Source organism: Alcanivorax sp. NBRC 102024, assembly GCF_001602235.1.
Classification (GTDB): domain Bacteria; phylum Pseudomonadota; class Gammaproteobacteria; order Pseudomonadales; family Alcanivoracaceae; genus Alcanivorax.
Window position 1 is genome coordinate 34888 of record NZ_BDAS01000012.1, and the last position, 21921, is coordinate 56808.

Genomic DNA, 21921 nt, shown 5'->3' on the forward strand with positions numbered 1-21921 from the left:
TCGCACCTCGAGAGGTGCTCCTACAATGCGAACCGGGGGCGTTTGTCATGCCTGAACCCCTATTCAACCGCATCGCCGTTATTGGCCTGGGCCTGATCGGCGGCTCCTTTGCTGCCGCCGCCCGCAAAAACGGACTAGCCGCGTCAATCGTAGCCGGTTCTCGCTCGGCGCGGACGCTGGAGCAGGGGATTGCTTTAGGTGTTGTCGACGAAGGCAGCCAGGATCTGGCTGAGGCGGTCAAGGGCGCCGATCTGGTGTTTGTCTCCACGCCCGTTTCTGCCATGGGCAAGGTGTTGAGTGCGCTGAAACCGGGCCTGTCCCGCACGGCAATCATCACGGATGGTGGCAGTGTCAAAGGCAATGTGATCACCGCGGCCCGTGAGTCACTGGGTGAGCATGTCTCCCGCTTCGTGCCCGGTCACCCCATTGCCGGCAAGGAAAAGAGCGGCGTTGGTGCTGCCGATGCGGATCTGTACCGGGACCACCGGGTCATCCTGACCCCCACCGAGGCCACGGACCCGGCGGCCACTGCCCGGGTGCGGGCAATCTGGACCGCCATGGGGGCGGAAGTGCTGCAGATGGCGCCGGATTACCACGATCAGGTCCTGGCGGAAACCAGCCATTTGCCCCATCTACTGGCCTTTTCGCTGGTGGATACCCTGGCCCGGCAGGGCGACTCCACGGAGATCTTCCGCTATGCTGCCGGCGGTTTTCGCGACTTCACCCGTATCGCCAGCTCCGATCCGCTGATGTGGCACGATATTTTTCGTGAGAACAAGGCCGCGCTGCTGCAGTCCCTGGACCTGTTTAGCGACGGTATTTCCCGCTTCCGCCAGGCGGTCAGCGACGATGATTCCGATGCCCTGATGGGCATCATGACCCGCGCCAATTCGGCCCGGGCCCATTTTTTGGCCATGAACGAGCGCACCTCCTATACCCGCGCCCATCATTCAGGTGACGACACAACCATGACAGACAGCACCATTCACAGTGCCTCTCACAGCAAGCATGCCAACCCCACCTTTGTGGTGACGCCGGGTGGCCGACTCACTGGCCGGGTACGGGTACCCGGTGACAAGTCCATGTCCCACCGTTCCATCATGCTCGGCTCCCTGGCCGAGGGCGTGACCCGGGTGGAAGGGTTTCTGGAAGGCGAGGATGCCCTGGCAACGCTGCAGGCATTCCGCGATATGGGCGTGGTTATCGAAGGCCCCCACAACGGCCAAGTCACCATTCACGGGGTGGGTCTGCACGGTCTCAAGGCACCGGGCAAACCGCTCTACATGGGCAACTCCGGCACCTCCATGCGCCTGCTCACCGGCTTGCTGGCCGGACAGGCCTTTGATGTGGAGCTCACCGGCGATGCCTCCCTGTCCAAACGCCCCATGGAGCGGGTGGCCCGCCCCCTGCGTGACATGGGGGCGCAGATCACCACGGGTAACGAAGGCCGGCCGCCGGTGCGCATTCGCGGTGGTCAGCCCCTCAAGGGCATCCATTACGACCTGCCCATGGCTTCCGCCCAGGTAAAATCCGCCGTGCTGCTGGGTGGCCTGTATGCGGAAGGGGAGACCTCGGTCACCGAGCCGGCACCCACCCGTGACCACACCGAGCGAATGCTGGGTGGTTTTGGCTATGACGTGCGCCGCGACGGCGCCACCAGCGCGTTGACCGGTGGTGGCACACTCACCGCCTGCAAGCTGGAGGTGCCCGCGGACATCTCCTCGGCGGCCTTCTTCCTGGTGGGCGCCTCCATTGCCGAAGGCAGTGAGCTGACGCTACCCCACGTGGGCATCAACCCGACCCGTACCGGCGTGATCGACATTCTCAAGCTGATGGGGGCGGATATCCGCCTGGAAAACCAGCGAGATGCCGGCGGTGAGCCGGTGGCTGACATCGTCGTCAAATCCGCACCGCTCAAGGGCATCGACATCCCGGAAGAGCTGGTTCCGCTGGCCATCGACGAGTTTCCCGCCATTTTCATTGCCGCCGCCTGTGCCGAAGGAGACACCATCCTGCGGGGGGCGGAAGAGCTGCGGGTGAAAGAGTCCGACCGCATCCAGGTGATGGCCGACGGTCTGGCCGCGCTGGGCGTGGATCACGAGGTCTTCGAGGACGGCATTCGCATCAGCGGCGGCCCCTTTGCTGGCGGCGAGATCCAGTCCCACGGCGATCACCGTATTGCCATGAGCTTTGCCATGGCGTCCCTGCGCGCCTCTGGCCCGATTACGATCAATGACTGCGCCAATGTGGCCACCAGCTTCCCGGGCTTTGCCCAGCTGGCAGCCCACGCGGGCCTGAACCTGGAGGTGAAATGACTGCTCCGTCCACCGCTGTATTGACCATCGACGGACCGGTTTCCTCCGGAAAAGGGACCGTGGCCCGTCTGGTGGCGGCCCGTCTTGGCTGGCATCTGCTGGATTCCGGCGCCCTCTACCGGGTGCTGGGGTATCACGCGAGAAATCAAGGGGTTGCCCTGGATGATGAAGCCGCCCTGGTGGCCATGGCCCAGTCCCTGCCGGTCCGTTTTGTGGAGCAGCAGGGGGATACGGCGGTGATTCTGGACGGTGAGGATGTGTCCAACATTATCCGTCAGGAAAGCGTCGGCGAGCTGGCCAGCCAGGTTGCCGTGCTGCAGCCGGTCCGTGATGCCCTGCTGGCCCGCCAGCGTGCCTTTGCCGAAGCCCCCGGCCTGGTGGCTGATGGCCGCGATATGGGCACCGTGGTGTTTACCTCCGCCCCCCTCAAGATTTACCTCACCGCCAGCGCTGAAGAGCGCGCCAGACGGCGCTTTGAGCAGTTGAAGGAAAAGGGCTTTGGTGCTACCCTCGCGACCCTCGTTGAGGACATCCGCACCCGGGATGACCGTGACATGAACCGTGAGGTGGCACCTCTATGCCCGGCAGACGATGCCGTGGTGATAGATTCCACCACCCTGTCGGTTGATGACGTGGTCGACCGGATTCTTGATGAGGCTGCCGCCCGCCAACTGGTGTAAGGCAGCACACACGCCATCGAACTCCTTCGGCAATCCGTGTCGAGGGGGGATTCTGATTTTGTGTAAAAGCGGTTGATCTGCTCGACCCTGAAAAAGTAAGCCAGCTGGGGGAGGGTGGATCGCTTTCGTTGACTAACCCATGTCTGCTGGTTGGCATGTGACTTAAATACAGAGTGAATTTCATGACCGAATCTTTTGCTGATCTCTTTGAAGAAAGCCTTAAGGACCTGGACGTTGCCCGTGGCTCCATCATCAAGGGTACTGTTGTATCCATCGATAGCGACTGGGTAACCGTTAACGCAGGCCTGAAATCCGAAGGCATTATTGCCCGCGAAGAATTCATTAACGAGGCAGGCGAGCTGGAAATCGCTGAAGGCGATGAAGTTGATGTAGCCGTAGACGCCATCGACGATGGCATGGGCTTCACCCGCCTGTCCCGTGAAAAAGCCAAGCGCGCCGAAGTCTGGGGCGAGCTGGAAAAAGCTTTCGACGAAGACGAGATCGTAAAAGGTATGATTTCCGGCAAGGTGAAGGGTGGCTTCACTGTCGATATCGGCCCGATCCGTGCGTTCCTGCCGGGCTCCCTGGTAGACATCCGTCCGGTACGCGATGTGGCGCACCTGGAAGGCAAAGAGCTGGATTTCAAGGTCATCAAACTGGATCCCAAGCGCAACAACGTGGTGGTTTCCCGTCGTGCCGTGATGGAAGCCGAGCACAGCGCCGAGCGTGAGCAGCTGCTGGAAACCCTCCAGGAAGGCATGGAAGTCAAAGGTATCGTGAAGAACCTGACCGACTACGGTGCGTTCGTGGACCTGGGTGGCATCGACGGCCTGCTGCACATCACCGACATGGCCTGGAAGCGCATCAAGCATCCGAGCGAGATCGTGGAAGTTGGCCAGGAAATCGACGTCAAGGTACTCAAGTTCGACCGCGAGAAGATGCGTGTCTCCCTGGGTCTGAAGCAGCTGGGCGAAGATCCGTGGCACGATATCGTGGGCAAGTACCCGGAAGGCACCCGCGTGAAGGCGAAGGTGACCAACCTGACCGATTACGGCTGCTTCGCCGAAATCGAAGAGGGTGTAGAGGGTCTGGTTCACGTATCCGAAATGGATTGGACCAACAAGAACATCCACCCGTCCAAGGTTGTAGAGATCGGCGACGAAGTGGAAGTGATGATCCTGGACATCGATCAGGACCGTCGTCGTATTTCCCTGGGTATCAAGCAGTGCCAGTCCAACCCGTGGGATGCCTTCGAGCAGAAATACCAGAAAGGCGAGCGCATTTCCGGCAAGATCAAGTCCATCACTGACTTCGGTATCTTCATCGGTCTGGAAGGCGGCATCGACGGTCTGGTGCACCTGTCCGACATTTCCTGGGAAGAGCAGGGCGAAGATGCCGTGCGTAACTTCAACAAGGGTGACGAGCTGGAAACCGTGGTTCTGTCCATCGACGCAGAGCGCGAAAGAATTTCCTTGGGTATCAAGCAGTTGACAGACGATCCGTTTGCTCAGTATGTTGCTGCTAATGACAAGGGCGCAATCGTCAAGGGCGTGATCAAATCGGTAGACGCGAAAGCAGCCACCGTTGAGCTTGCCGAGAACGTGGAAGGTACCCTGCGTGCCAGCGAAATCAGCCGCGACCGCGTTAACGATGCGACCGAAGTGCTTAACGTCGGTGACGAAGTGGAAGCGAAAATCACCAACGTTGATCGCAAGAACCGTGTTCTGAGCTTGTCCATCAAAGCGAAGGACCAGGCCGACGAGCGTGAAGCCATTGACGGACTGTCTGAACAGCAGGACGCCAATGCGCCGAAGACCATCGGTGACCTGATCAAGAAGCAGATGGAAAGCAGCAACGAGTCATAATACGGCTCCTCCCGGGGACCGGCATCGTGCCGGTCCCACTGGGCTGGGAGCCCAGGGAGCAGGCTGTAATGGCGTTAACCAAGTCGGAATTGATTGAGCGGATTGCCGATCGGCAAAACCAGTTGTCGCCCAAGGATGTGGAGCTGGCAGTCAAAACGCTTATCGAACAGATGGCCGATTCTCTGGCCGGCGGAGGTCGTATCGAAATACGCGGCTTCGGCAGTTTTTCCCTCCATTTTCGTGCGCCCCGCGTGGGACGCAATCCCAAGACCGGTGCCAGCGTCGAGCTGCACGGCAAATACGTTCCCCACTTCAAACCCGGCAAAGAGCTGCGCGAGCGCGTTAACGATTCACTGCATGAAGACAGTGGTGAAGGTGTTGATAATGGCGCCAGCGGCAATCAGGCTGCGGTTAACTAAACCCCGTTATCGCCTGGCAGCGTCCTGGCCAGTAAAGAGGGAACCTTTCGATGCGAAACCTGTACCGGATTCTGGTAATTCTGGCCGTTGTGGCCGTATTTCTTTTTGCCTTTCTGTTTGTCACCAGCAATCGTGACCTGGTGATGCTGGATATGCTGTTCTACCAGTGGCACTGGGAGGTCTCGCTGGGTGTGCTGGTGATCGGTGTACTGGCTATTGGTCTTTTCCTGGGACTGCTGGCCGGTATCGGCCTGCGTGGCCTCAAGAGCCTGTTTTCATGAGTGAATCCTTCTGGCTGTTGCCACTGTTCTTTGTTGCCATTGCGGCCGGTTTTTTTCTCGGCAAGCGTGAAAGCAAGCGCCGCCAACGTCGGCGCATGGCGTCCCTGTCCAAGGATTATGTGGCTGGCATCAACTTCTTTCTTAATGAAGAACCCGACAAGGGGATTGAGGCGCTGCTCAAGGGCCTGGATGTGAGTGAGGAGGGCCTGGATACCCACCTGGCCCTGGGCAAGCTGTTCCGCAAACGGGGCGAGTTCGACCGCGCGGCCCAGCTACATACCCACCTGCTGGAACATGGCGACTATGGCCGCCCGGTACAGGAAGAAATTCAGCTGGAGCTGGCCCAGGATTATCTGGCCAGTGGCATCTTCGATCTGGCCGAGCAGGTACTGCTGGAAATGCTGGATCAGGATTGCCAGGCCAAGGATGAAGTCTGTCAGCAGCTGATGGGCCTGTACGAGCAGGAGCGGGACTGGGTCAATGCCATCAGCATGGGCGAACGGCTGATCAAAAGCCGCCCGGCGTTGGGGCCGGTACTGGCCCAGTATTGCTGTGAACAGGCGGACAATCTGCGCCGTGACGGCGATATCAATCCAGCCCGTCGCATGTTGCGCCGGGCCCTGTCGTTCGATGATCAGTGCGTACGAGCCAGCATTGCAGAAGGCGAGCTGGAAATGGGCGAGCAGAATTGGGATGCCGCCATCCAGGGGCTGCAGCGCATCTGGGTCCAGGACAGTGACTTCTTCGATGAAGTGCTCGACAAGCTGCGCACCTGTTACCAGCAGCAGGAGAAAGACGAAGAATTTATTCAGATGCTGGCGGACTACAGTGCCGAAAAACCCAGCACCAGCCGCATCCTGCTGCTTTCCGAAGCGCTCAAGGAGCGTTACGGCGACAAGGAAGCGGCGGATTTCATTGCTGAATACATGAAAGCGAATCCTTCTGTGCGTGGCCTCAACCGGATCATCGACATGAGCCTGGCCGGCAGTGCAGAAGGGGAGGCCCGCGAGCACCTGGGAGTGCTCAAGCAATTGTCCGAGCAATTGCTCAACGACAAGAGTCTCTACAAATGCCGTCGCTGCGGTTTCGAAACCCCCTTGATGCAATGGCGCTGCCCAAGCTGCAAGCGCTGGGGGTCCATCAAGCCGGTGGTGAAGGAAGTCTAGGCTACGAGCTACCCTCGATTGGATTGGCAGTGTCTGGAAGTTCCCAGGGCTTCGTCATTTCTCACGAAGCCGCTGTAGGAGTTCCTCTTGAGGGACGAACCGTGCGAAGCACGGAATCGACCGCAGGGCGATCAGGCATTTCCGGGCTCTACAGGTCGCTAAAGAGTGATCTTCCTGGGGTTGCCTCGCTACGTTCGGTTCGCACCTCGAGTGGAGCTCCTACAGGAACCGTTTGCATGACGATCAAAGCGTGCCCTGGCAATTCTTGAACCCGCTTAACCCAACGCCTACCATACCCACGCCCACCCGCCACTCAGGAAATCGCCATGCCCATCTCCAGCCCTGTCATTGTCGCCCTGGACTATCCCGATGCCGCCCGGGCGCTGGCCATGGCTGATCAGCTGGATCCGGCCAAGGTACGCGTCAAGGTGGGCAAGGAAATCTTTACCCGCAGTGGCCCGGCCATTGTGGAGGGATTGCACAGCAAAGGGTTCGAGGTGTTCCTCGACCTGAAATTCCATGACATCCCCAATACCGTGGCTGGTGCCGTGGCGGCAGCGGCCGATCTGGGCGTGTGGATGGTCAATGTTCATGCCAGCGGCGGCCAGCGGATGATGGAAGCCGCCGCCAATGCCATCGCCAACCACGCCAGCCGTCCCCACCTGATTGCGGTGACCGTGCTGACCAGCATGGAAGGGGCCGACCTGGAGCAAATCGGCGTGATGGACGAGCCCAACGTGCAGGTGCAGCGCCTGGCCGAGCTGGCCAAACGTTCTGGCATGGACGGGGTGGTGTGCTCTGCCAGGGAAGCTGCCATGCTCAAGGATGCCTGCGGCCGCCAATTTGAGCTCGTTACCCCGGGTATCCGGCCTGCAGGCGCCGACGCCGGCGACCAGCGCCGCGTGTTGACCCCGCTACAGGCCCGGGATGCGGGTGTGGACTATATGGTAATCGGTCGACCGATTACCCAGGCTGCCAAGCCTACAGCGGTCGTGGACGAGATATTACAGAGCCTTGCCTGAGCCGCTTACGTCATCCGTCACCTCCGGCTGATAACTTCCCTGCCACGGACTTTCTATGGTGTGGACTCCAATAAATAAAAACGGAGATCCCCATGAAAACTTGGAAAGCGATTGTGGTGTCCCTGCTGCTGGCGCTGAGCCTGCCGGCTCTGGCCGTGGAAGTCGAAGCAGTAAAGGAGGCAGCCAACACCGAAACGGAAAACCGCATCAACCTGAATACCGCGGATGTGACCCAGCTCCAGGAGCTCAAGGGCGTAGGCCCGAAAACCGCGGAAGCCATCGTGCAGTGGCGTGACAGTCAGGGGCCTTTCACCAGCGTAGATCAACTCCTTGCCATCAAGGGGATTGGTGAAAAGACCCTGGCAAAAATGCGTGACAACCTGGTGGTGCAGTAAGGCTTCACCGGTCCCGTTGGAGCTTTGCTCGCAAAGCGAAGAGGTAGCAGATATGTTCGCCTTGTGAACAAGGCTCCAACGGGGTTGGTCAGTTTAGTGGAAGGGCCGGGTTTGAAATCGCGCCCACAAAAAAGGCTTCCATCGGGAAGCCTTTTTGCGTGTTGTTTCTGGTGTCAGTGTTTCATTCTTCCGTATGACTTTCCTCTTCTTCCGCCAGGCTGAGATCATCAACCCGGTCCGGTTCGTGTGACGGGGTGTCCTGAACCGGAGTGTCGTCCTCATGCTGGCGCTGTTCCTCTTTTTCCTGGGTGGCTTTCTCTGCCTTGGCTTCCACTTCCTCGGTGGTTTTTTCCTCGCCGATGCGGAAGGCCGCAAAGCCGGCGTGGACGACCTGATTCACTGCCATTCCCAGAATACGACCGTTGTAAGGGGCGATAATGGCGCTGCCGGTATTGCTGATCGGGTCGGTGACGGTGCCCAGTACCTGGCCTTTTTTCACCTTCTGATTCAGTTCTACCTCGGCAAGCAGAATGCCGCCCTGGGTGGCACGAATCCACTCCGACTCATAGAACACCGGTTGCGGGGCGCTCCAGAAACGGCTGGCCTTCCGCATGCCCAGGTTTTCCAGCAGGGTATCGATGGCCTGCACCCCATAGCTCACGGCTTCGGTTTCCAGCCGGTTGGGACCACCGGCTTCCATGGTGACCGCCACAATATCCTTTTTCACTGCGGCGTCGCGAAGCATGCCGGTGACACCGGGGCTATGCAGCACGGTCATGCCGCCAAAGTGCTTGGCAAAGGCCACCACGTCAGGGTTGTCCAGATCCGCCCGGAGCTGGGGCAGGTTGACCCGTTTCTGGGAACCGGTGTGCAGGTCCACCAGATAATCGCAGTGGCGAACAATATTGCTGAACAGGGAGTGGGCCACGCGACTGGCAGCACTGCCTTTCTTGTTGCCCGGGAAGTAGCGGTTCAGATCCCGGCGGTCGCTCAGATACCGGGAACCATTGCGAAAGCCGTCCAGGTTGACGATGGGCACACCGATCACCGTGCCGGCCAGCTGGTCGGGTTCCAGTTCGTACATGAGACGGCGCACCATCTCGATACCGTTCAGTTCATCACCATGGATGGCCGCGGTCAGACACAACCGTGGTCCGACTTTGTCACCATGGGCCACCAGCACCGGTACCGGGGTGGCAATCGACGCAAAGGACTGATCCGGGGTCCAGTGCAGGGTGGCAAAGCTTCCCGGCGCCACCTGTTCTCCGAGCAGGGACAAGGGCTGGGGAGAGGGGGCCTCCGCCGGCGGGTCCGAGGCGTCCGCCATGGGATTGTCGGTTTTGTTCGTATCCGCGCTGCTAGTGGCCAGGCCATCGCTTTCCTGTTGGCGTTCCACTGCGCGCTCTTCGTCTTCCACTTCATTGGCCCAGCCTGGCGTTGTCGCCAGACCGGAAAGGGTCAGGATTGCCGTGATAGCCAGCGAAGACCACGTTTTATACACAAAAGCTCCTTGATTCAGGCAAGCTGATCCAGCTCGTCCCAGCGAGCGAAGGTGGTTTCCAGTTCCGCCTGCAGCTCGGTTTGTTGCTGTTGTGCGGCACTGATCTCAGCCGGGTCACCCTTGAAGAAGGCCGGGTCCGACATGCGCGCCTGTACCGCCTCCAGTGCCGCTTCCAGTTGTTCAATACGCTCCGGCAATTGCTCCAGCTCACGCTGATCCTTATAGGAAAGCTTTTTGCGTTTCGGTGCTGCCGGAGCCGGTTCAAGTACCGGCTTGGCGGATTTGACGGTTTTTCCCTTCACAGGTTCCGGGCGCTGGCGCAACCAGTCCTGATAACCGCCCACATAACTGTTGAGCTCGCCGTTTTCGAACACCAGGGTGGAGGTCACCACATTGTCGATGAACTCCCGGTCGTGGCTGACCAGCAGCAGGGTGCCCTGATAGTTCATCAGCTGCTCTTCCAGCAGTTCCAGGGTTTCTGCGTCCAGGTCATTGGTGGGCTCATCCAGGACCAGCAGGTTGAAAGGATTGGTGAACAGCTTGGCCAGCAGCAGGCGATTGCGCTCCCCGCCGGACAGGGATTTCACCGGCAGGCGCACCCGGCTCGGGTCGAACAGGAAATCCTGCAGGTAGCCGATCACATGCTTGTTCTGGCCATTGATGGTGACCACATCGGAGCCTTCGGCCACGTTGTCGATCACGCTCTTTTCCTCGTTGAGGGTATCTCGCAACTGATCGAAATAGGCCACCTGTAGCTGGGTGCCCAGCTTCACGGTGCCGCTATCCGGGGCCAGTCGGCCCAGTAGCAGACGGATCAGAGTGGACTTGCCACAGCCGTTGGGGCCGAGAATGCCTACCCGGTCCCCACGCAGCAGGTTCACGGAGAAATCCCGCACGATGGTCTTGCCGTCCACGCTGTAATTCAGGTGCTCGGCTTCCACCACCACCTTGCCGGAATTGTCGCCGCTCTGGATGGTCAGGCTGGCGGTGCCGGTGCGGTTGCGGCGCTGGGCGAATTCATCGCGCATGGCCTTGAGCGCACGCACCCGGCCTTCGTTGCGGGTGCGGCGAGCCTTGATGCCCTGGCGAATCCACTTCTCTTCCTGGCTGAGTTTCTTGTCGAATTCGGCGTTGGCCCGTTCTTCCGCTTCCAGTGCCGCCTGCTTGCCACTCAGGTACTTCTCGTAGCTGCCCGGCCAGCTGGTCAGCTTGCCCCGATCCAGCTCGATGATGCGGGTGGCCAGGGAGCGGATAAAGGCCCGGTCGTGGGAGATAAACACCAGGGTGGCGCCGTAGCTCTTCAGGAACTCTTCCAGCCACTGGATGGAATCCATGTCCAGGTGGTTGGTGGGCTCGTCCAGCAGCAGGATATCCGGCTCCTGCACCAGTGCCCGGGCCAGCAGCACCCGCCGCTTCATGCCCCCGGACAGGCCGGCAAAGGGCTGGTCGCCGTCCAGCTTCAGCTTGGACAGCACCGTGTCCACCCGCTGGGACAGCTGCCAGGCGCCGCAGGCCTCGATCTCGCTGCTCAGCTGCTCGAAACGGGCCAGTACCTTGTCATCACCATCGCCGAGATGGTGGACCAGTTCCGCGTGCTCGCTGAGCAGGGCACCATGCTCGCCCAGTCCCTCGGCTACCATGAAATGGACGCTGTGGTCCTGATCGTCCGGGACTTCCTGCTCCAGACGCGCCACGGTCAGCCCCTGGGTCTTCTCGATCTGGCCATCATCCGCATGGATCTCCTCGGCAATCACCTTCATCAAAGTGGACTTGCCGGCTCCGTTACGACCAATCAGACAAAGCCGCTCCCCCGGGTCGATGGACAGGGTGACGTGATCCAGCAGCGGCTGCTGCCCATAACTGAGCTGAATGTCGCGGAGGGTAATCAGAGGCATACTGTGTGAATAACCAAAGTTTTGAATAATGGGTTGCCGGTGTGACAATATTCACCGGCTCTGGAATGAGTTGAAAGTGTAAAGTTGAAAGTTCAAAAGCGCGGGAGGGGAGGCTGCTTTGCTGGCAAATACCGTGCCCGCGTTTGGCTGCCTGTAATCGCGTCCGCTCTGTTTTCCGGATGGCGGCCAGGCTTGCCCGCGTTTCAACTTTGAACTTTCAACTCGTATCTCAACTGAACGCGCAGTGTAGCAGCTTGTTACGGGCCTGTAGTGGTGTCTGAAGGGATCATCGGGCAGCCTGACCCTCAAAGGAGAACAATGCATGACAGACTTTTTGCGGGAACGCTACGAAGAGGTGGATCTGACCCCGGGGCAGGGCAAGATCACCGCGACCCTTTCCATCGGGTTGGGGATTTTGGCGCTCATGGGCAGCTTCTGTTTTCTCTATCCGGAGTTGTTGACCACCCCGGAGTTCCGTGCCTTCTATAACGCGGAGGTGCTGCGCATTGCCCTTTTTATCGGCATCGGGATCGGCTTTGTCTGCGGCTTCTTCAGTGTTTTCCGTCACCAGGAGAAGCGCTACGGGATCATCGGCATGGTGCTGGCCTGCATGGCCGCGCTGATCGGTTCCGGGCGCCTGGATGTGCCCCCGGTGGATGGCCGCAGTCTTTACGCCGGGCTGGACTATTTCATCCTCACCCTGCTGGTGCTGGCCCTGGTGTTTATCCCGCTTGAGCGAGCCTTCCCCAAAGACCCGGACCAGAAAACCCTGCGCGGCGGCTGGGTCACGGACATCAAGTATTTCCTGTTCAGCCATGTGGGCCTGCAGCTGATCAGCTTCTTCACCATCATTCCCATCCAGGTGGTGCTCCACGACAAGGTGGATATCGGCTTCCAGCAGGCCATCGCCAGTCAGCCCCTGTGGCTGCAGTTCATCCAGATTCTTATCGTTATTGACCTGGGCAGCTACTGGATTCACCGGGCCTTCCACGAAGTGCCGTGGCTGTGGAAATTCCACGCCGTGCATCACTCCACCACCCAGATGGACTGGTTGGCCTCCTCGCGCCTGCATGTGGTGGAAATCATCGCCAACCGCTTTGTCGGCTACCTGCCCATCTTCATCCTCGGCTTCTCGCCGTCAGCGGTGTATGCCTACCTGGTGTTCGTGTCCTTCCATGCCATCTTTATCCACGCCAATGTGCGCTTCCGGTTTCCGGGTATCCGCTGGCTCATCGCCACCCCGGAATTCCATCACTGGCATCACTCCTCGGAAGACGAGGCCGTGGACAAAAATTACGCCGCCTTTCTGCCCATCTACGATAAACTGTTCGGCACCCTGATCATGCCCAACCGCCTGGCGGCCGAATACGGCACCCGGGCCAGCACCCGGGTGCCGGAAGGCGTGGTCGACCAGTTCCTGTTCCCGTTCCGTCGGGATCACCGCCAGGAATAACATTGTATCGTTGGAGCTATGCTTGCATGGCTCCTACAGGATATGGTTAACGAATATGCCAACCGGAACGCTGTAAATGGATGACCTGATCGACCTGCTGCGCGAACGCCACCAGGGCTCTCTGGTAGCCCTGGAACTGCCGGACGAAGACCGGCTGGTGGAAATCGAGGAGCAACTGCTGATTCCGCTGCCGGGGGAGTACAAGGAATTCCTGCTCACAACCGGCGACATTCTTTGCGGCAGCCTGGAACCGGCCACCGTCACCGACGAGTATGCCCACAACTTCCTCCCGGAACTGGCCGCCCAGGCCTGGGACCAGGGCATGCCCCGTTCCCTAATTCCGGTGTGCCAGGCCGAGGACGGCCTTTATGCCATCGCCCAGGACGGCCAGATCGTTTTCTGGGTACCGGGCGAGGGCGTCAACGAGGATGAGGAATGGAGCTCTATCTGGCAGTGGGCCAGAGAGGTCTGGCTGGAAAGCTAAAAACGAAGCCACCGTAGGAGCGCCTCTCGAGGCGCGAATCCGAGCCCAAGCGAGGAAACGGCGTTGGCCGTGGCCTCCCGGTTCTTCGAAATGAATACTCCGCCCTCTGTAGGGGGGCTTCTCTGCAATGAAGCGTCTTGCTTCGCAAGGTTCGCACCTCAAGAGGTGCTCCTACATCGTGGGCCACCGTTCCTTCTACACCCCCGCCAAATCCAGCTCATTATTGATCAACACAACACACTGGGACGCAAACAGCATGGTTGGCCCCAGGCTGATCTTCTCCGTTCCCAGCCGCTTCAAGCTGTTAAAACTCTTCTTCGGCATGGGGATGTGATCGGTAAGCAGGAAGCAGGGCTTTTCCGCAAAGGCCAGCTCCCGAATACTCTCGCCCTTGGGGTCCATCATGTACAGCTGATGCCCGTCCTCGGCCAGGGCCTTCACCAGCTTCTCAAAGCTCAGTGTGCGCACGGTAATGCCGCTTTCCACCGCCTTCATCTGCTCCTTGCCCATGCCGGCAGAAGCATCCAGTGCCCGTGTCACCTTGGCCAGCAGCGCCTGCTCATGAAAGCCACCAATATCGCGCATTTCAGCCGCCACAAAGGTAATGGTGCGGGAGTAATCCTGGGTGCTTTCCAGCACCAGGTGCACCACCACATCCGGCCGGTGCGACTGTGCCACGAAGATCGCATTCATCAGGGTATGGGCGAGGATCTCGCTATGGGCATCGCCACCCACATTATCCATCAGGGTCTGGCTGTTGGTGGGCGCGGCGCGGGCACGGAGGACGAAAGTTCGCATAGGACTCCTGGTTAAGATGACGCAGCCGACGATTGTAACCCCCTCGTTGGCGCTTTGCTCGCAAAGCGAGGGCCTATGACACGCCATAGGTGGCCGGGGAAGGCGATCAGTGATTTGCCGTGCCGCCTGTACCCGAAGCACCAGACGACCTGGCGCCCCGATTTTCACCCGCACGCAAGTTGAAAATGTAGGATATGGCTTACAGATATTGGTAAGTTGCTGAGATAAAGTGAATTTTCAGATTTTGGGATGCAAGAAAAGTCGGCACTCAATTTCCCGTTCAACACGCAAGTGCAAGAAAAGTCAGTTGAGAATGGTTCCTGGATCGCGGTTAAGGCATTGATTGGCAGGCGAGTTCGGGTAGATTCAGGGAAAGCAGGGGCTGGGGATATATTGCAAAGTGATATATCGCATCTGCAATTGAATACGCTGTTATAAGCTCGTTTACCCATGAGATATTTTTTAGCAGTTGTAGCGAACATATTTATTCTTGCTATTTCGGTAGTCGGGCTAATGTCTACCTGTATGTGGGGCTGCCCCAATACGGGCATACAGCTCATGTTCAAAATTTCTTCTGCATGCTTGTTGGTAAGCCTTGGACTGCTCATATATCTTTGGGTAACAAGCAAGAGCAGCAAGAAACATACAGGCGGTCATTAATGCTGTCCCAAAATCTTATAACAAGGCCAGGCAGCATCGCCCCTGCGGGGCTGGACCTCGTTTCACTCGGCCGCTGCTGGCAGCGTTATGTGGATTGGTGTTTGGTTTCGTGTGCGTAAGTATAGGAAGGGTCTGTGCATAAAAAGGCTTTTCTAATTGGTGGGGGAGTTGGCTGTTTGGCTGGTGGCTTGCTAGGTCTTCTTTTCGGGTTTCCCGAAGAGGGTATAGCTGCATGTATTGTGTTTGGCTGGGTCATCGGTGAAATTATAGGTCTATCAGCTTCTAGATAAAGGATTGCTAATGTTGAAGCTGAAGCTGTCACATAACCAGACCAGGCAGGTCGACGCCAAAATACGGCGCGCCTGCTGGCAGCGTTAGCTTTAAACTACCATCAAGGAGAGTGATATGAAAAAATCCATCTTAGCTTTGCCAGCGTTATTATCTATGTTTGGTTGTGCGTCGCACATCGAATATGACAAAGCTGCTGGATTAGCTGTTACGAGCAATACTCAAAGAAATTTTGTAGTTCAATATGGAGATGGGCAGAATGACCCATTAAAGCGCTGCCTAGAGGCTCCAGGCCCAGCAACAGCTTTAAACGACCTCACAGTAAATACTGAGCTATCAGGTGATGCGGGTAAAGTTACAGACGGTAAGGTTAAACTCGATGTTAAAAATACTGAGTCGCTAGCAAAACTCTATGAAGTATCGAGTATTTTACAGTTTGCTCATGCAATGACATACCGGCTTTGTGAAGCCGCAATTAATGAGTACATCCCAAAATCTGAGTATCAAAAAGAATTTAACAACATAATTACTGCAACAAAAGATTTGCTTGAAAAGCAGCTAGAAATAGCGAAAGAAGAAACCAAGCAAGTTCAAGCAAAAGCGGCAATGGCAAAATAAAGCTAACAAGCAGCTCAAGCGGACGCAGCAAAGCTGCGCTCGCTTAGCTGGGCGTTATGTTCGCTTATGAGTAAAGATTGCACTGATGAATTCAAGCGCCTCGACAGGAGGGTAGGACTGTATTGGGTCTTGCTCATAGGCTATTTGATTGTAGCGTCTGGACTTTTTGGATTTTTCTCCAGTAAGTTAAATTGGAGTTCTGCGCCTCATTTTCATTTCTTCTGTGTAATGAGTTTTGGGTTGTTGCTCCTGCTCAGGCTAGTTTCACCAAGGTGTCCGAGCTGTGGCCGGGGTCTATACTCCATTATCGAATTTAGAAAGTTTCCTATAGTCATCAAAAGCTGGATAGGGAAAAGCTGTTCTGGCTGTGGTGCAAGACTGAGAACATAACAAGTGGCGGCAGGCAGACCAAATCTCCGCTCCTCCGTCACTCCAATTTTCCTGCTGCGCCAGGCGTTAGGAGTAAGTGAATGGAATCCATATTCCGGTTTTTAGTAGTCTTGGCAGCCCTTCTAAGCATTCTTTTTTGGGGTATGCCGTATATTGATTACATGTGGTTATCAAACGAGCAACTGTATCTTCTGGATAAAAATGGATTAGGTGGTGAAATATCAGGTAATGAAATTGCCTATTGGGGGGCTTTGACTATTTGGTTGGCATTATCAGTGGGGCTTTTTTTCTACAATCGCTTTGCGCGGTTAGGTTTCGTTGCGTTCTATATTTTTTCCCTCGCGCTAAACCTATTTCACGGGGTGCAGGTGCTGTCGCCGTATGAGTCAACAATATCCAGTCTAATTTGCCTGGCTGATGGCGCAATAATTGCTACGGCATACCTAACATCTATAGGTGGAAAGTTTGCGAGCGGCTCCTAACAAGCCAATCAACTTCGCGCCTTCGGCGCAGGACGCTCGTTCCTAGCGCCGGTTATTGAGGCGTTGATGTCAATTGAAGAGTAGCAATGAATAAAATCAATCCCAAAAAGTTGCTTCACAGCAAGTGGACTGCGGTCAAGCCAGTAAAGAAAGAAAAGCATTTTCTGGTGACTGAGGTCGAATTCGATGAAGAGGGTGAGGTTGTTCACTGCCTGATAGAGGCGGTGATATCAAACCGTTCAGAAGCAATTGATTGGAAACAGCTCAGGGAGGCGTCGAGCTGGCAGCAGGGCTGGAAGTAATTATTTTGTTCTCGTGACTGCTGGAGGGGGCGCCACAGGGCGGAAATACCCGGTTGGGTATTTCCGCCCTGTGGGTTCAGCGAGGGTCGTTACTTTCGTTATGCTCGCCGTCGTTGGCTTTGGGTGCCTGGCCCTTATCGTCTTGCGGTACAGACTTTTGCTTCTTTTTCCCCTCAATACACAGCTTGTCGCCATCACCATTGCGGATATGGATATCCAGCTGGCTGAAGGCGATTTCAATGTTGTGTTCCTTGCACAGGGCATCGATATGGCGGTTGAGTTCGTCGGTGGCGGCCAGGCGGTCGCCGATGTCATTCACGTGGACGCGCAGTTCGTGGTCCAGGGTGCTGGCACCGAAGCTGAGGAAGAACACCACCGGTTCCGGGTCTCGTAGCACCCGTTTGTTTTCCCGGGCGGCCTGCATGAGAACGTCGCGGCATTTCTGCAGGTCGGAGCCGTAGGCGAAGCCCACCTTGATGATGATGCGGGTGACGGTGTCGGACAGGGACCAGTTGATCAGTCGCTCGGTGACGAATACCTTGTTGGGCACCAGGATTTCCTTGCGGTCGAAGTCAATCAGGGTGGTGGCGCGGATGCGGATGCGACTGACGGTGCCGTCCAGGTTGTTGATGGTGATCACGTCGCCAATACGGATGGGGCGCTCGAACAGCAGGATGATGCCGGAGATAAAGTTGGCAAAGATTTCCTGCAGGCCAAAGCCCAGGCCCACCCCCAGGGCCGCAACCAGCCACTGCATCTTGTCCCAGCTCAGGCCCAGGGCGCCGAACGTGATGATGATGCCGCCGCCCACGATTACGTAGGAGAGCAGGGTCGTGGTGGCGTAGCTGGTGCCCTGGCGCAGGTCCATCCGTGACAGCACCAGTACTTCCAGCAGGCCGGGCAGGTTGCTGGCCAGCAGGAAGGTGACCGCACCAATGATCAAGGCGGTCATCACATCGCCCAGGCTGATGGGCGAGGTGCTGCCGGCCTGGCCGGCGGCATCGGCGGTTTCCCAGAGCACGATGTTTTCGGTGTAGGAGAAGGCATGGAAGACATCGGCCCATACCCAGTAAACCAGCACTGCGATACCGGCAATCAGTGCCAGGCGGATCAGGCGCAGGGACTGCTGGTTCACCTGTTTCAGGTCCAGCTGCGGTTCTTCGACTTCCACCGCTTCCGAGGCAGCTGAGGAGGTGTCCGAGCCCTTCTGGTCGGCTTCCCGCTGGGCCACCGCACGGCGGTAGGCCAGTCGCTGGGCGGCAACGGCGAGCCCCCGCACGGCGACAGCATCCAGCAGAATCCACAGGACCACCAGGTAGAGGCTGTAGATCATGTGCCCGGCCAGGCGAACGGAAGTGTAGTAATAGCCGATGCCGATCAGCACCGTGAGGATCAGGGGCGCGGCGGCGCAGAGTCCGGTGGACAGGCCCTTCATGGTACGGCTGTAATGCCGGCCCGGGTAACTCTGTGCCACTGAGGGCAAGCTGATCATCACCACGATCAGGCTGGCTACCATGATGACCAGTCCCAGGCGATCGTTGCTGAGCTGGGCGGGCCATTGGTCGCCAAAGGCGATGATGAAAGTCATGGGAATAATGGCCAGGCCGGTCAGGGCCAGGCGGCGGCGCATATGCTGATTATGCTCGTTGTCCCAGCGGAAATGACGCTGGGCGATACCGCCACTTTTCAGCAGCCGGTAGAGCATTTCGAATACCAGCCAGAGCAAGGCAAGCTGGGCAAAGGCGGCGCCCAGTACACTGGTGATGATGCTGGGCTGGCGCCACAGGCCAGCGGCGATAATCGCCAACGCGATAGGCGCCGGCGAGGATAGCAGCACGGTATAGAACAGGCTTAATGGCGTATGCAGCTGGCTGTCCCGGCGCAGGAAACCCACATCCTGGTTCATGGTGTCGATACGCTTTTTCAGTCGTGGTCGCAGCAGTATCAGGGTCACCGCGGGGATCAGGGCCAGAATCAGCCAGCCCCACTTCCCGGTCACCAGCTCCCGGCTGCCTTGCCAGAGATCTTTCCAGGGTATGTCCTGCAGTTGCTGGGTAATGTGGCCGGGCAGTTTGCCCAGCCACTCCAGGCTGATCGGCTGGGTGCTGGGCATCCAGAAGGTTTGCTCGGAGATGATCTTGTGCAGTCTGCGGGACACCTTGTTCAGCTGCTCCTGGTTCAACTGGGTTCGGGTGAGGATGGCCAGTTGGCGGCCCAGTTCCTGGTTGAGCTGGTCGTACAGTTCCCGACGTTCCCGATGCAGGATGGAAAAGGCGCGCTCCATATCCGCGGTAAGTTCGCCCTTGAGTTTTTCCTGTTCCGGCAAGGGGGAGTTATCCAGGGACTGGATCTTCTGCTCCAGTTCGAATTGCTCCAGACGGGCATCCGAAATGTTTTTCTGCAGGTCCATGTCCGGCTGACTTTGTGGCAGACGCTTCTGTTGCTGGTACAACACTCGTGACAACAGCAGGCTACCGTCCAGCAGGCGGATCTGGTCGTTGACGGTGCTGGACAGGGCGCGGGCCTTGTCGAGCTGGGTTTTGGTGTCGATGGCGCCACGTAGCAGGCCGTTCACCGCCTGGCTGGTGGTGGCAAGCTGTTCGCGAAGGGCCTGGTTTTCGGCGATGGCAGCCTTGATGCGCTTGTTGTCCAGTACGCTTTCCGGCAGGGACGATTCCGGCGCATTGGCCATGTCCTGCAGCTGATTGATGCGGCGTTGCTGGATCAGGGGCTGTACGGCATCCAGTTGGGCTTCCAGGGTGGCTTGCTCGGTACGCAACAGCTGCTGTTCCAGACGGGCGACATCCTGTTTCTTGTCGACCACGGACAGTTCCTGATTGAAGCGCTCAATGCGGGTTTCCAGGGCACGCAGCTCGATATTGAGCCCCTGCTCCTGTTTTTCACTGAGAGGCTCGCCGTTCTCGTCGGTGCCCTCATTCAGCCGGGAGCGGATGGTATCCATACGCTCCATGGCTTTGCTGATCACATTCTGGGCCTGCTCGGGCAGGGTCTGGGTCCGGGTCAGTTCGCTGTTCACTTCCGCCAGCCGACTCTGATTTTTTTCCAGTGCATCCAGCCGGCTGGTCAGTTTTTCCACCAGGGCCTGCAGGGACAGGTCCTGGTATTGTGCGGACCAGTCCTTGTCCTGTTGCTGGCGAGCCTCGGCCAGTTCGGCGTTCAGTCGGGCCCGCTGTGTGGAAGCCTGGCGAGCGAAGGTTTCCAGATCCTTGATGGTTTGTTGATTGCTGTCCACTTCCCGGCGCAATTCCAGGGTGCGCTCGAGAAGTTTCTTGTCGGTGTTGGTGCCGTCAGCACTGTTTTCGGCGCTTTCGGTGATCTGCTTTTCCAGATCGCCGACGCCGGGCAGGGAAAAACCCCCGATCTGAGCCTGGGCAAGGGCAGGCAGTAAAATGAGCAGAATAAGGGCCAGACGTCGATCCATAACCTGAAGGCTCCAAGGGCTGTGACGGGCAATCAAAGAGTGTTGACCATGTGTTGCCGAGTGTAATGGGTCCGGGAGGGCAATACATGTGATCCAAGACGGATTTTCTCGGGCTGAGAACAAGCTTAGCAAGGCGTTGCAGGCCACGCAGCCGTTGTCTCACCGGTCCCATGGGGTAGCGAGTGTATCCTGAATCGGGCCCTGCGCACCCCAGATTCATGATGACACCCTCCCGTCATCTCTTCATCGCAGGCTGAAGGCCGCGCTGGCAACCCGTGAACCCTCGTGGCAGAAAATGTCCATTTTTTGTCCGGCTACGTCCTAGGGTGTCAGGGCCAGTGTGTTTATTGTTTGATCAATAAACACAACAAACTTCATAAGCATTGGGAGGGGACCCATGAACAAGCTCGCACTCTGCGGCCTGCTGGCTGCCGTTGTTATCTCTGCGCCTGCCCAGGCGTTTCAGCAGATTACCCACAAGCGCATTGCCATTGATGCGGTGGAATACATGAAAAACCACCCGGGCAATACCGAGTACAACCGCCTCAAGGCCTGGGTCAATGCTGCAGGCTATACCATGGAGCAGTTTGCCGAGGTGATTGGCCAGGGTGCCTACGATGTGGATGACTTCCAGGACACCTATCTGTGTGGCGCGGTCACCGGTGATTGCGTTTACGCCCCGGTATTCAACGCCGGTGCTTCACTGGTGAACTATACCTCCTACTGGCACTTCCAGAATCACACCCGCAGTTCCGACGTGCACGGTAATGATCTGGGCGGCTATAACTATGACCTGCTCACGGTCTGGGGCGATATCGATAACCTGGCCGCGTCCTGGCTGTATGGTGATTACCTGGATGATGGTTCCGGTGGAATGAGTGGCTGGTGGTGGTCGGATGATTCGCAGTACAACACCTACGGGATTACCGAAGCCAACTATCGCCAGGGCAGCTATTCCAGCAAGTCCATGTACGATGACTTCGAGGAAATGCCGTTCCAGCCCATCGATAACCTGGGCCAGTACTGGTACAGCCAGTTTCTCAGCCAGCCCACCGCCCAGACCCTGGGCTTTGTATTGCACACCACCGATCTGTTGCAGCCCCACCATGTGTGGACCACCTCGGCCCTGAACCATAGCGGCTGGGAATCCTGGGTGGCGGATTATTACGACAGCGAAAACCTGAATGACACCGCCCTGGTGGATCAGGCCCTGCAGAATTTTACGCCGCTGTCTCCCACGGGTACGGATATCCGCCCACTGCTCACCGAGGGGGGCGCCTTGGCTTATGGCAACGGCGGTATCGTGCTGTCCAGCACCGACCATTCCGATCGCGTGCAGGTGGCGCAGACGGTGATTCCCAATGCCATCGCCATGGTGGTGCATCTGCTGAACCACGCGGCCCATCAGGTAAACCCGTGATGCCGCGAACCGGCTCGTAACCGGGCCGGTGTTTTTCCGTAGGGT

At 57.9% G+C, this 21921-nt stretch carries 18 protein-coding genes; 14 read left to right on the top strand and 4 right to left on the bottom strand.

What is annotated here, in order from left to right; genetic code table 11:
- Window positions 1–47 precede the first annotated feature (47 nt).
- The 8 genes from A0251_RS15260 to A0251_RS15295 all read left to right on the top strand — a co-directional run bounded on the left by A0251_RS15260 (window position 48) and on the right by A0251_RS15295 (window position 8143).
- A complete protein-coding gene (locus tag A0251_RS15260; RefSeq protein ID WP_062817698.1) occupies window positions 48–2315 on the top strand; it encodes a bifunctional prephenate dehydrogenase/3-phosphoshikimate 1-carboxyvinyltransferase in 2268 nt (755 codons plus the stop codon).
- Complete coding sequence (cmk, locus tag A0251_RS15265) at window positions 2312–2995, top strand: (d)CMP kinase (RefSeq protein WP_062817699.1); 684 nt, start codon at window positions 2312–2314, stop codon at window positions 2993–2995. Before A0251_RS15260 ends, cmk begins: the two co-directional genes overlap by 4 nt.
- 182 nt (window positions 2996–3177) lie before the next feature.
- Window positions 3178–4860, top strand: a complete 1683-nt coding sequence (gene rpsA, locus A0251_RS15270) for a 30S ribosomal protein S1 (protein WP_062817700.1) — start codon at window positions 3178–3180, stop codon at window positions 4858–4860.
- A 68-nt stretch (window positions 4861–4928) separates the two neighbouring features.
- Window positions 4929–5279, top strand: coding sequence for an integration host factor subunit beta (gene ihfB / locus A0251_RS15275; RefSeq protein WP_062817701.1), 351 nt, complete (start codon window positions 4929–4931; stop codon window positions 5277–5279).
- 50 nt (window positions 5280–5329) lie between these two features.
- Window positions 5330–5560 carry a lipopolysaccharide assembly protein LapA domain-containing protein gene (locus A0251_RS15280; RefSeq protein WP_062817702.1) on the top strand — a complete coding sequence of 77 codons (231 nt, stop codon included), beginning with the start codon at window positions 5330–5332 and terminating at the stop codon, window positions 5558–5560.
- Complete coding sequence (gene lapB, locus A0251_RS15285; RefSeq protein ID WP_062817703.1) at window positions 5557–6726, top strand: lipopolysaccharide assembly protein LapB; 1170 nt, start codon at window positions 5557–5559, stop codon at window positions 6724–6726. Before A0251_RS15280 ends, lapB begins: the two co-directional genes overlap by 4 nt.
- A gap of 326 nt (window positions 6727–7052) precedes the next feature.
- Window positions 7053–7748, top strand: a complete 696-nt coding sequence (gene pyrF / locus A0251_RS15290) for an orotidine-5'-phosphate decarboxylase (protein WP_062817704.1) — start codon at window positions 7053–7055, stop codon at window positions 7746–7748.
- A 92-nt stretch (window positions 7749–7840) separates the two neighbouring features.
- Window positions 7841–8143, top strand: coding sequence for a helix-hairpin-helix domain-containing protein (locus A0251_RS15295; RefSeq protein WP_062817705.1), 303 nt, complete (start codon window positions 7841–7843; stop codon window positions 8141–8143).
- A 181-nt stretch (window positions 8144–8324) separates the two neighbouring features.
- Here the strand turns inward: A0251_RS15295 and A0251_RS15300 are convergent, their stop codons facing one another.
- Window positions 8325–9644: a succinylglutamate desuccinylase/aspartoacylase family protein gene (locus A0251_RS15300; RefSeq protein WP_062817706.1), complete on the bottom strand. Its 1320-nt coding sequence runs from the start codon at window positions 9642–9644 to the stop codon at window positions 8325–8327.
- Between the two features lie 14 nt (window positions 9645–9658).
- The gene (gene abc-f, locus A0251_RS15305) at window positions 9659–11539 is read right to left on the bottom strand and encodes a ribosomal protection-like ABC-F family protein (protein ID WP_062817707.1); all 1881 of its coding nucleotides are present in this window, start codon (window positions 11537–11539) and stop codon (window positions 9659–9661) included.
- Window positions 11540–11861: 322 nt separating this feature from the next.
- On the opposite strand from abc-f, the gene A0251_RS15310 reads away from it, so the two are divergent.
- Window positions 11862–12992 carry a sterol desaturase family protein gene (locus tag A0251_RS15310; RefSeq protein ID WP_062817708.1) on the top strand — a complete coding sequence of 377 codons (1131 nt, stop codon included), beginning with the start codon at window positions 11862–11864 and terminating at the stop codon, window positions 12990–12992.
- Between the two features lie 76 nt (window positions 12993–13068).
- Entirely contained in the window at window positions 13069–13476 is a 408-nt protein-coding gene (locus A0251_RS15315) for an SMI1/KNR4 family protein (protein WP_062817709.1), read from the top strand.
- Window positions 13477–13671: 195 nt separating this feature from the next.
- Here A0251_RS15315 and trmY read toward each other — a convergent pair whose 3' ends face one another.
- Entirely contained in the window at window positions 13672–14274 is a 603-nt protein-coding gene (trmY, locus tag A0251_RS15320) for a tRNA (pseudouridine(54)-N(1))-methyltransferase TrmY (RefSeq protein WP_062817710.1), read from the bottom strand.
- Between the two features lie 1065 nt (window positions 14275–15339).
- Between trmY and A0251_RS15325 the strand changes: the two genes are divergently transcribed.
- From A0251_RS15325 to A0251_RS15335, 3 genes are all read left to right on the top strand, one after another.
- Window positions 15340–15840, top strand: coding sequence for a hypothetical protein (locus A0251_RS15325; protein WP_062817711.1), 501 nt, complete (start codon window positions 15340–15342; stop codon window positions 15838–15840).
- A 470-nt stretch (window positions 15841–16310) separates the two neighbouring features.
- On the top strand, window positions 16311–16712 hold the full coding sequence (locus A0251_RS15330) for a hypothetical protein (RefSeq protein ID WP_062817712.1): 402 nt from the start codon (window positions 16311–16313) through the stop codon (window positions 16710–16712).
- Window positions 16713–16798: 86 nt separating this feature from the next.
- A complete protein-coding gene (locus A0251_RS15335; RefSeq protein WP_062817713.1) occupies window positions 16799–17014 on the top strand; it encodes a TIGR02450 family Trp-rich protein in 216 nt (71 codons plus the stop codon).
- A gap of 76 nt (window positions 17015–17090) precedes the next feature.
- Here A0251_RS15335 and mscK read toward each other — a convergent pair whose 3' ends face one another.
- Window positions 17091–20456: a mechanosensitive channel MscK gene (gene mscK / locus A0251_RS15340; RefSeq protein ID WP_062817714.1), complete on the bottom strand. Its 3366-nt coding sequence runs from the start codon at window positions 20454–20456 to the stop codon at window positions 17091–17093.
- Window positions 20457–20853: 397 nt separating this feature from the next.
- On the opposite strand from mscK, the gene A0251_RS15345 reads away from it, so the two are divergent.
- The gene (locus tag A0251_RS15345) at window positions 20854–21876 is read left to right on the top strand and encodes a hypothetical protein (protein ID WP_062817715.1); all 1023 of its coding nucleotides are present in this window, start codon (window positions 20854–20856) and stop codon (window positions 21874–21876) included.
- Window positions 21877–21921 lie beyond the last annotated feature (45 nt).

Bases quoted from the DNA above. Each gene is read 5' to 3' on its own strand.
- A0251_RS15260 (WP_062817698.1), top strand. From the start codon at position 48: ATGCCTGAACCCCTATTCAACCGCATCGCCGTTATTGGCCTGGGCCTG.
- cmk (WP_062817699.1), top strand. From the start codon at position 2,312: ATGACTGCTCCGTCCACCGCTGTATTGACCATCGACGGACCGGTTTCC.
- rpsA (WP_062817700.1), top strand. From the start codon at position 3,178: ATGACCGAATCTTTTGCTGATCTCTTTGAAGAAAGCCTTAAGGACCTG.
- ihfB (WP_062817701.1), top strand. From the start codon at position 4,929: ATGGCGTTAACCAAGTCGGAATTGATTGAGCGGATTGCCGATCGGCAA.
- A0251_RS15280 (WP_062817702.1), top strand. From the start codon at position 5,330: ATGCGAAACCTGTACCGGATTCTGGTAATTCTGGCCGTTGTGGCCGTA.
- lapB (WP_062817703.1), top strand. From the start codon at position 5,557: ATGAGTGAATCCTTCTGGCTGTTGCCACTGTTCTTTGTTGCCATTGCG.
- pyrF (WP_062817704.1), top strand. From the start codon at position 7,053: ATGCCCATCTCCAGCCCTGTCATTGTCGCCCTGGACTATCCCGATGCC.
- A0251_RS15295 (WP_062817705.1), top strand. From the start codon at position 7,841: ATGAAAACTTGGAAAGCGATTGTGGTGTCCCTGCTGCTGGCGCTGAGC.
- abc-f (WP_062817707.1), bottom strand. From the start codon at position 11,539: ATGCCTCTGATTACCCTCCGCGACATTCAGCTCAGTTATGGGCAGCAG.
- A0251_RS15310 (WP_062817708.1), top strand. From the start codon at position 11,862: ATGACAGACTTTTTGCGGGAACGCTACGAAGAGGTGGATCTGACCCCG.
- A0251_RS15315 (WP_062817709.1), top strand. From the start codon at position 13,069: ATGGATGACCTGATCGACCTGCTGCGCGAACGCCACCAGGGCTCTCTG.
- trmY (WP_062817710.1), bottom strand. From the start codon at position 14,274: ATGCGAACTTTCGTCCTCCGTGCCCGCGCCGCGCCCACCAACAGCCAG.
- A0251_RS15325 (WP_062817711.1), top strand. From the start codon at position 15,340: ATGAAAAAATCCATCTTAGCTTTGCCAGCGTTATTATCTATGTTTGGT.
- A0251_RS15330 (WP_062817712.1), top strand. From the start codon at position 16,311: ATGGAATCCATATTCCGGTTTTTAGTAGTCTTGGCAGCCCTTCTAAGC.
- A0251_RS15335 (WP_062817713.1), top strand. From the start codon at position 16,799: ATGAATAAAATCAATCCCAAAAAGTTGCTTCACAGCAAGTGGACTGCG.
- mscK (WP_062817714.1), bottom strand. From the start codon at position 20,456: ATGGATCGACGTCTGGCCCTTATTCTGCTCATTTTACTGCCTGCCCTT.
- A0251_RS15345 (WP_062817715.1), top strand. From the start codon at position 20,854: ATGAACAAGCTCGCACTCTGCGGCCTGCTGGCTGCCGTTGTTATCTCT.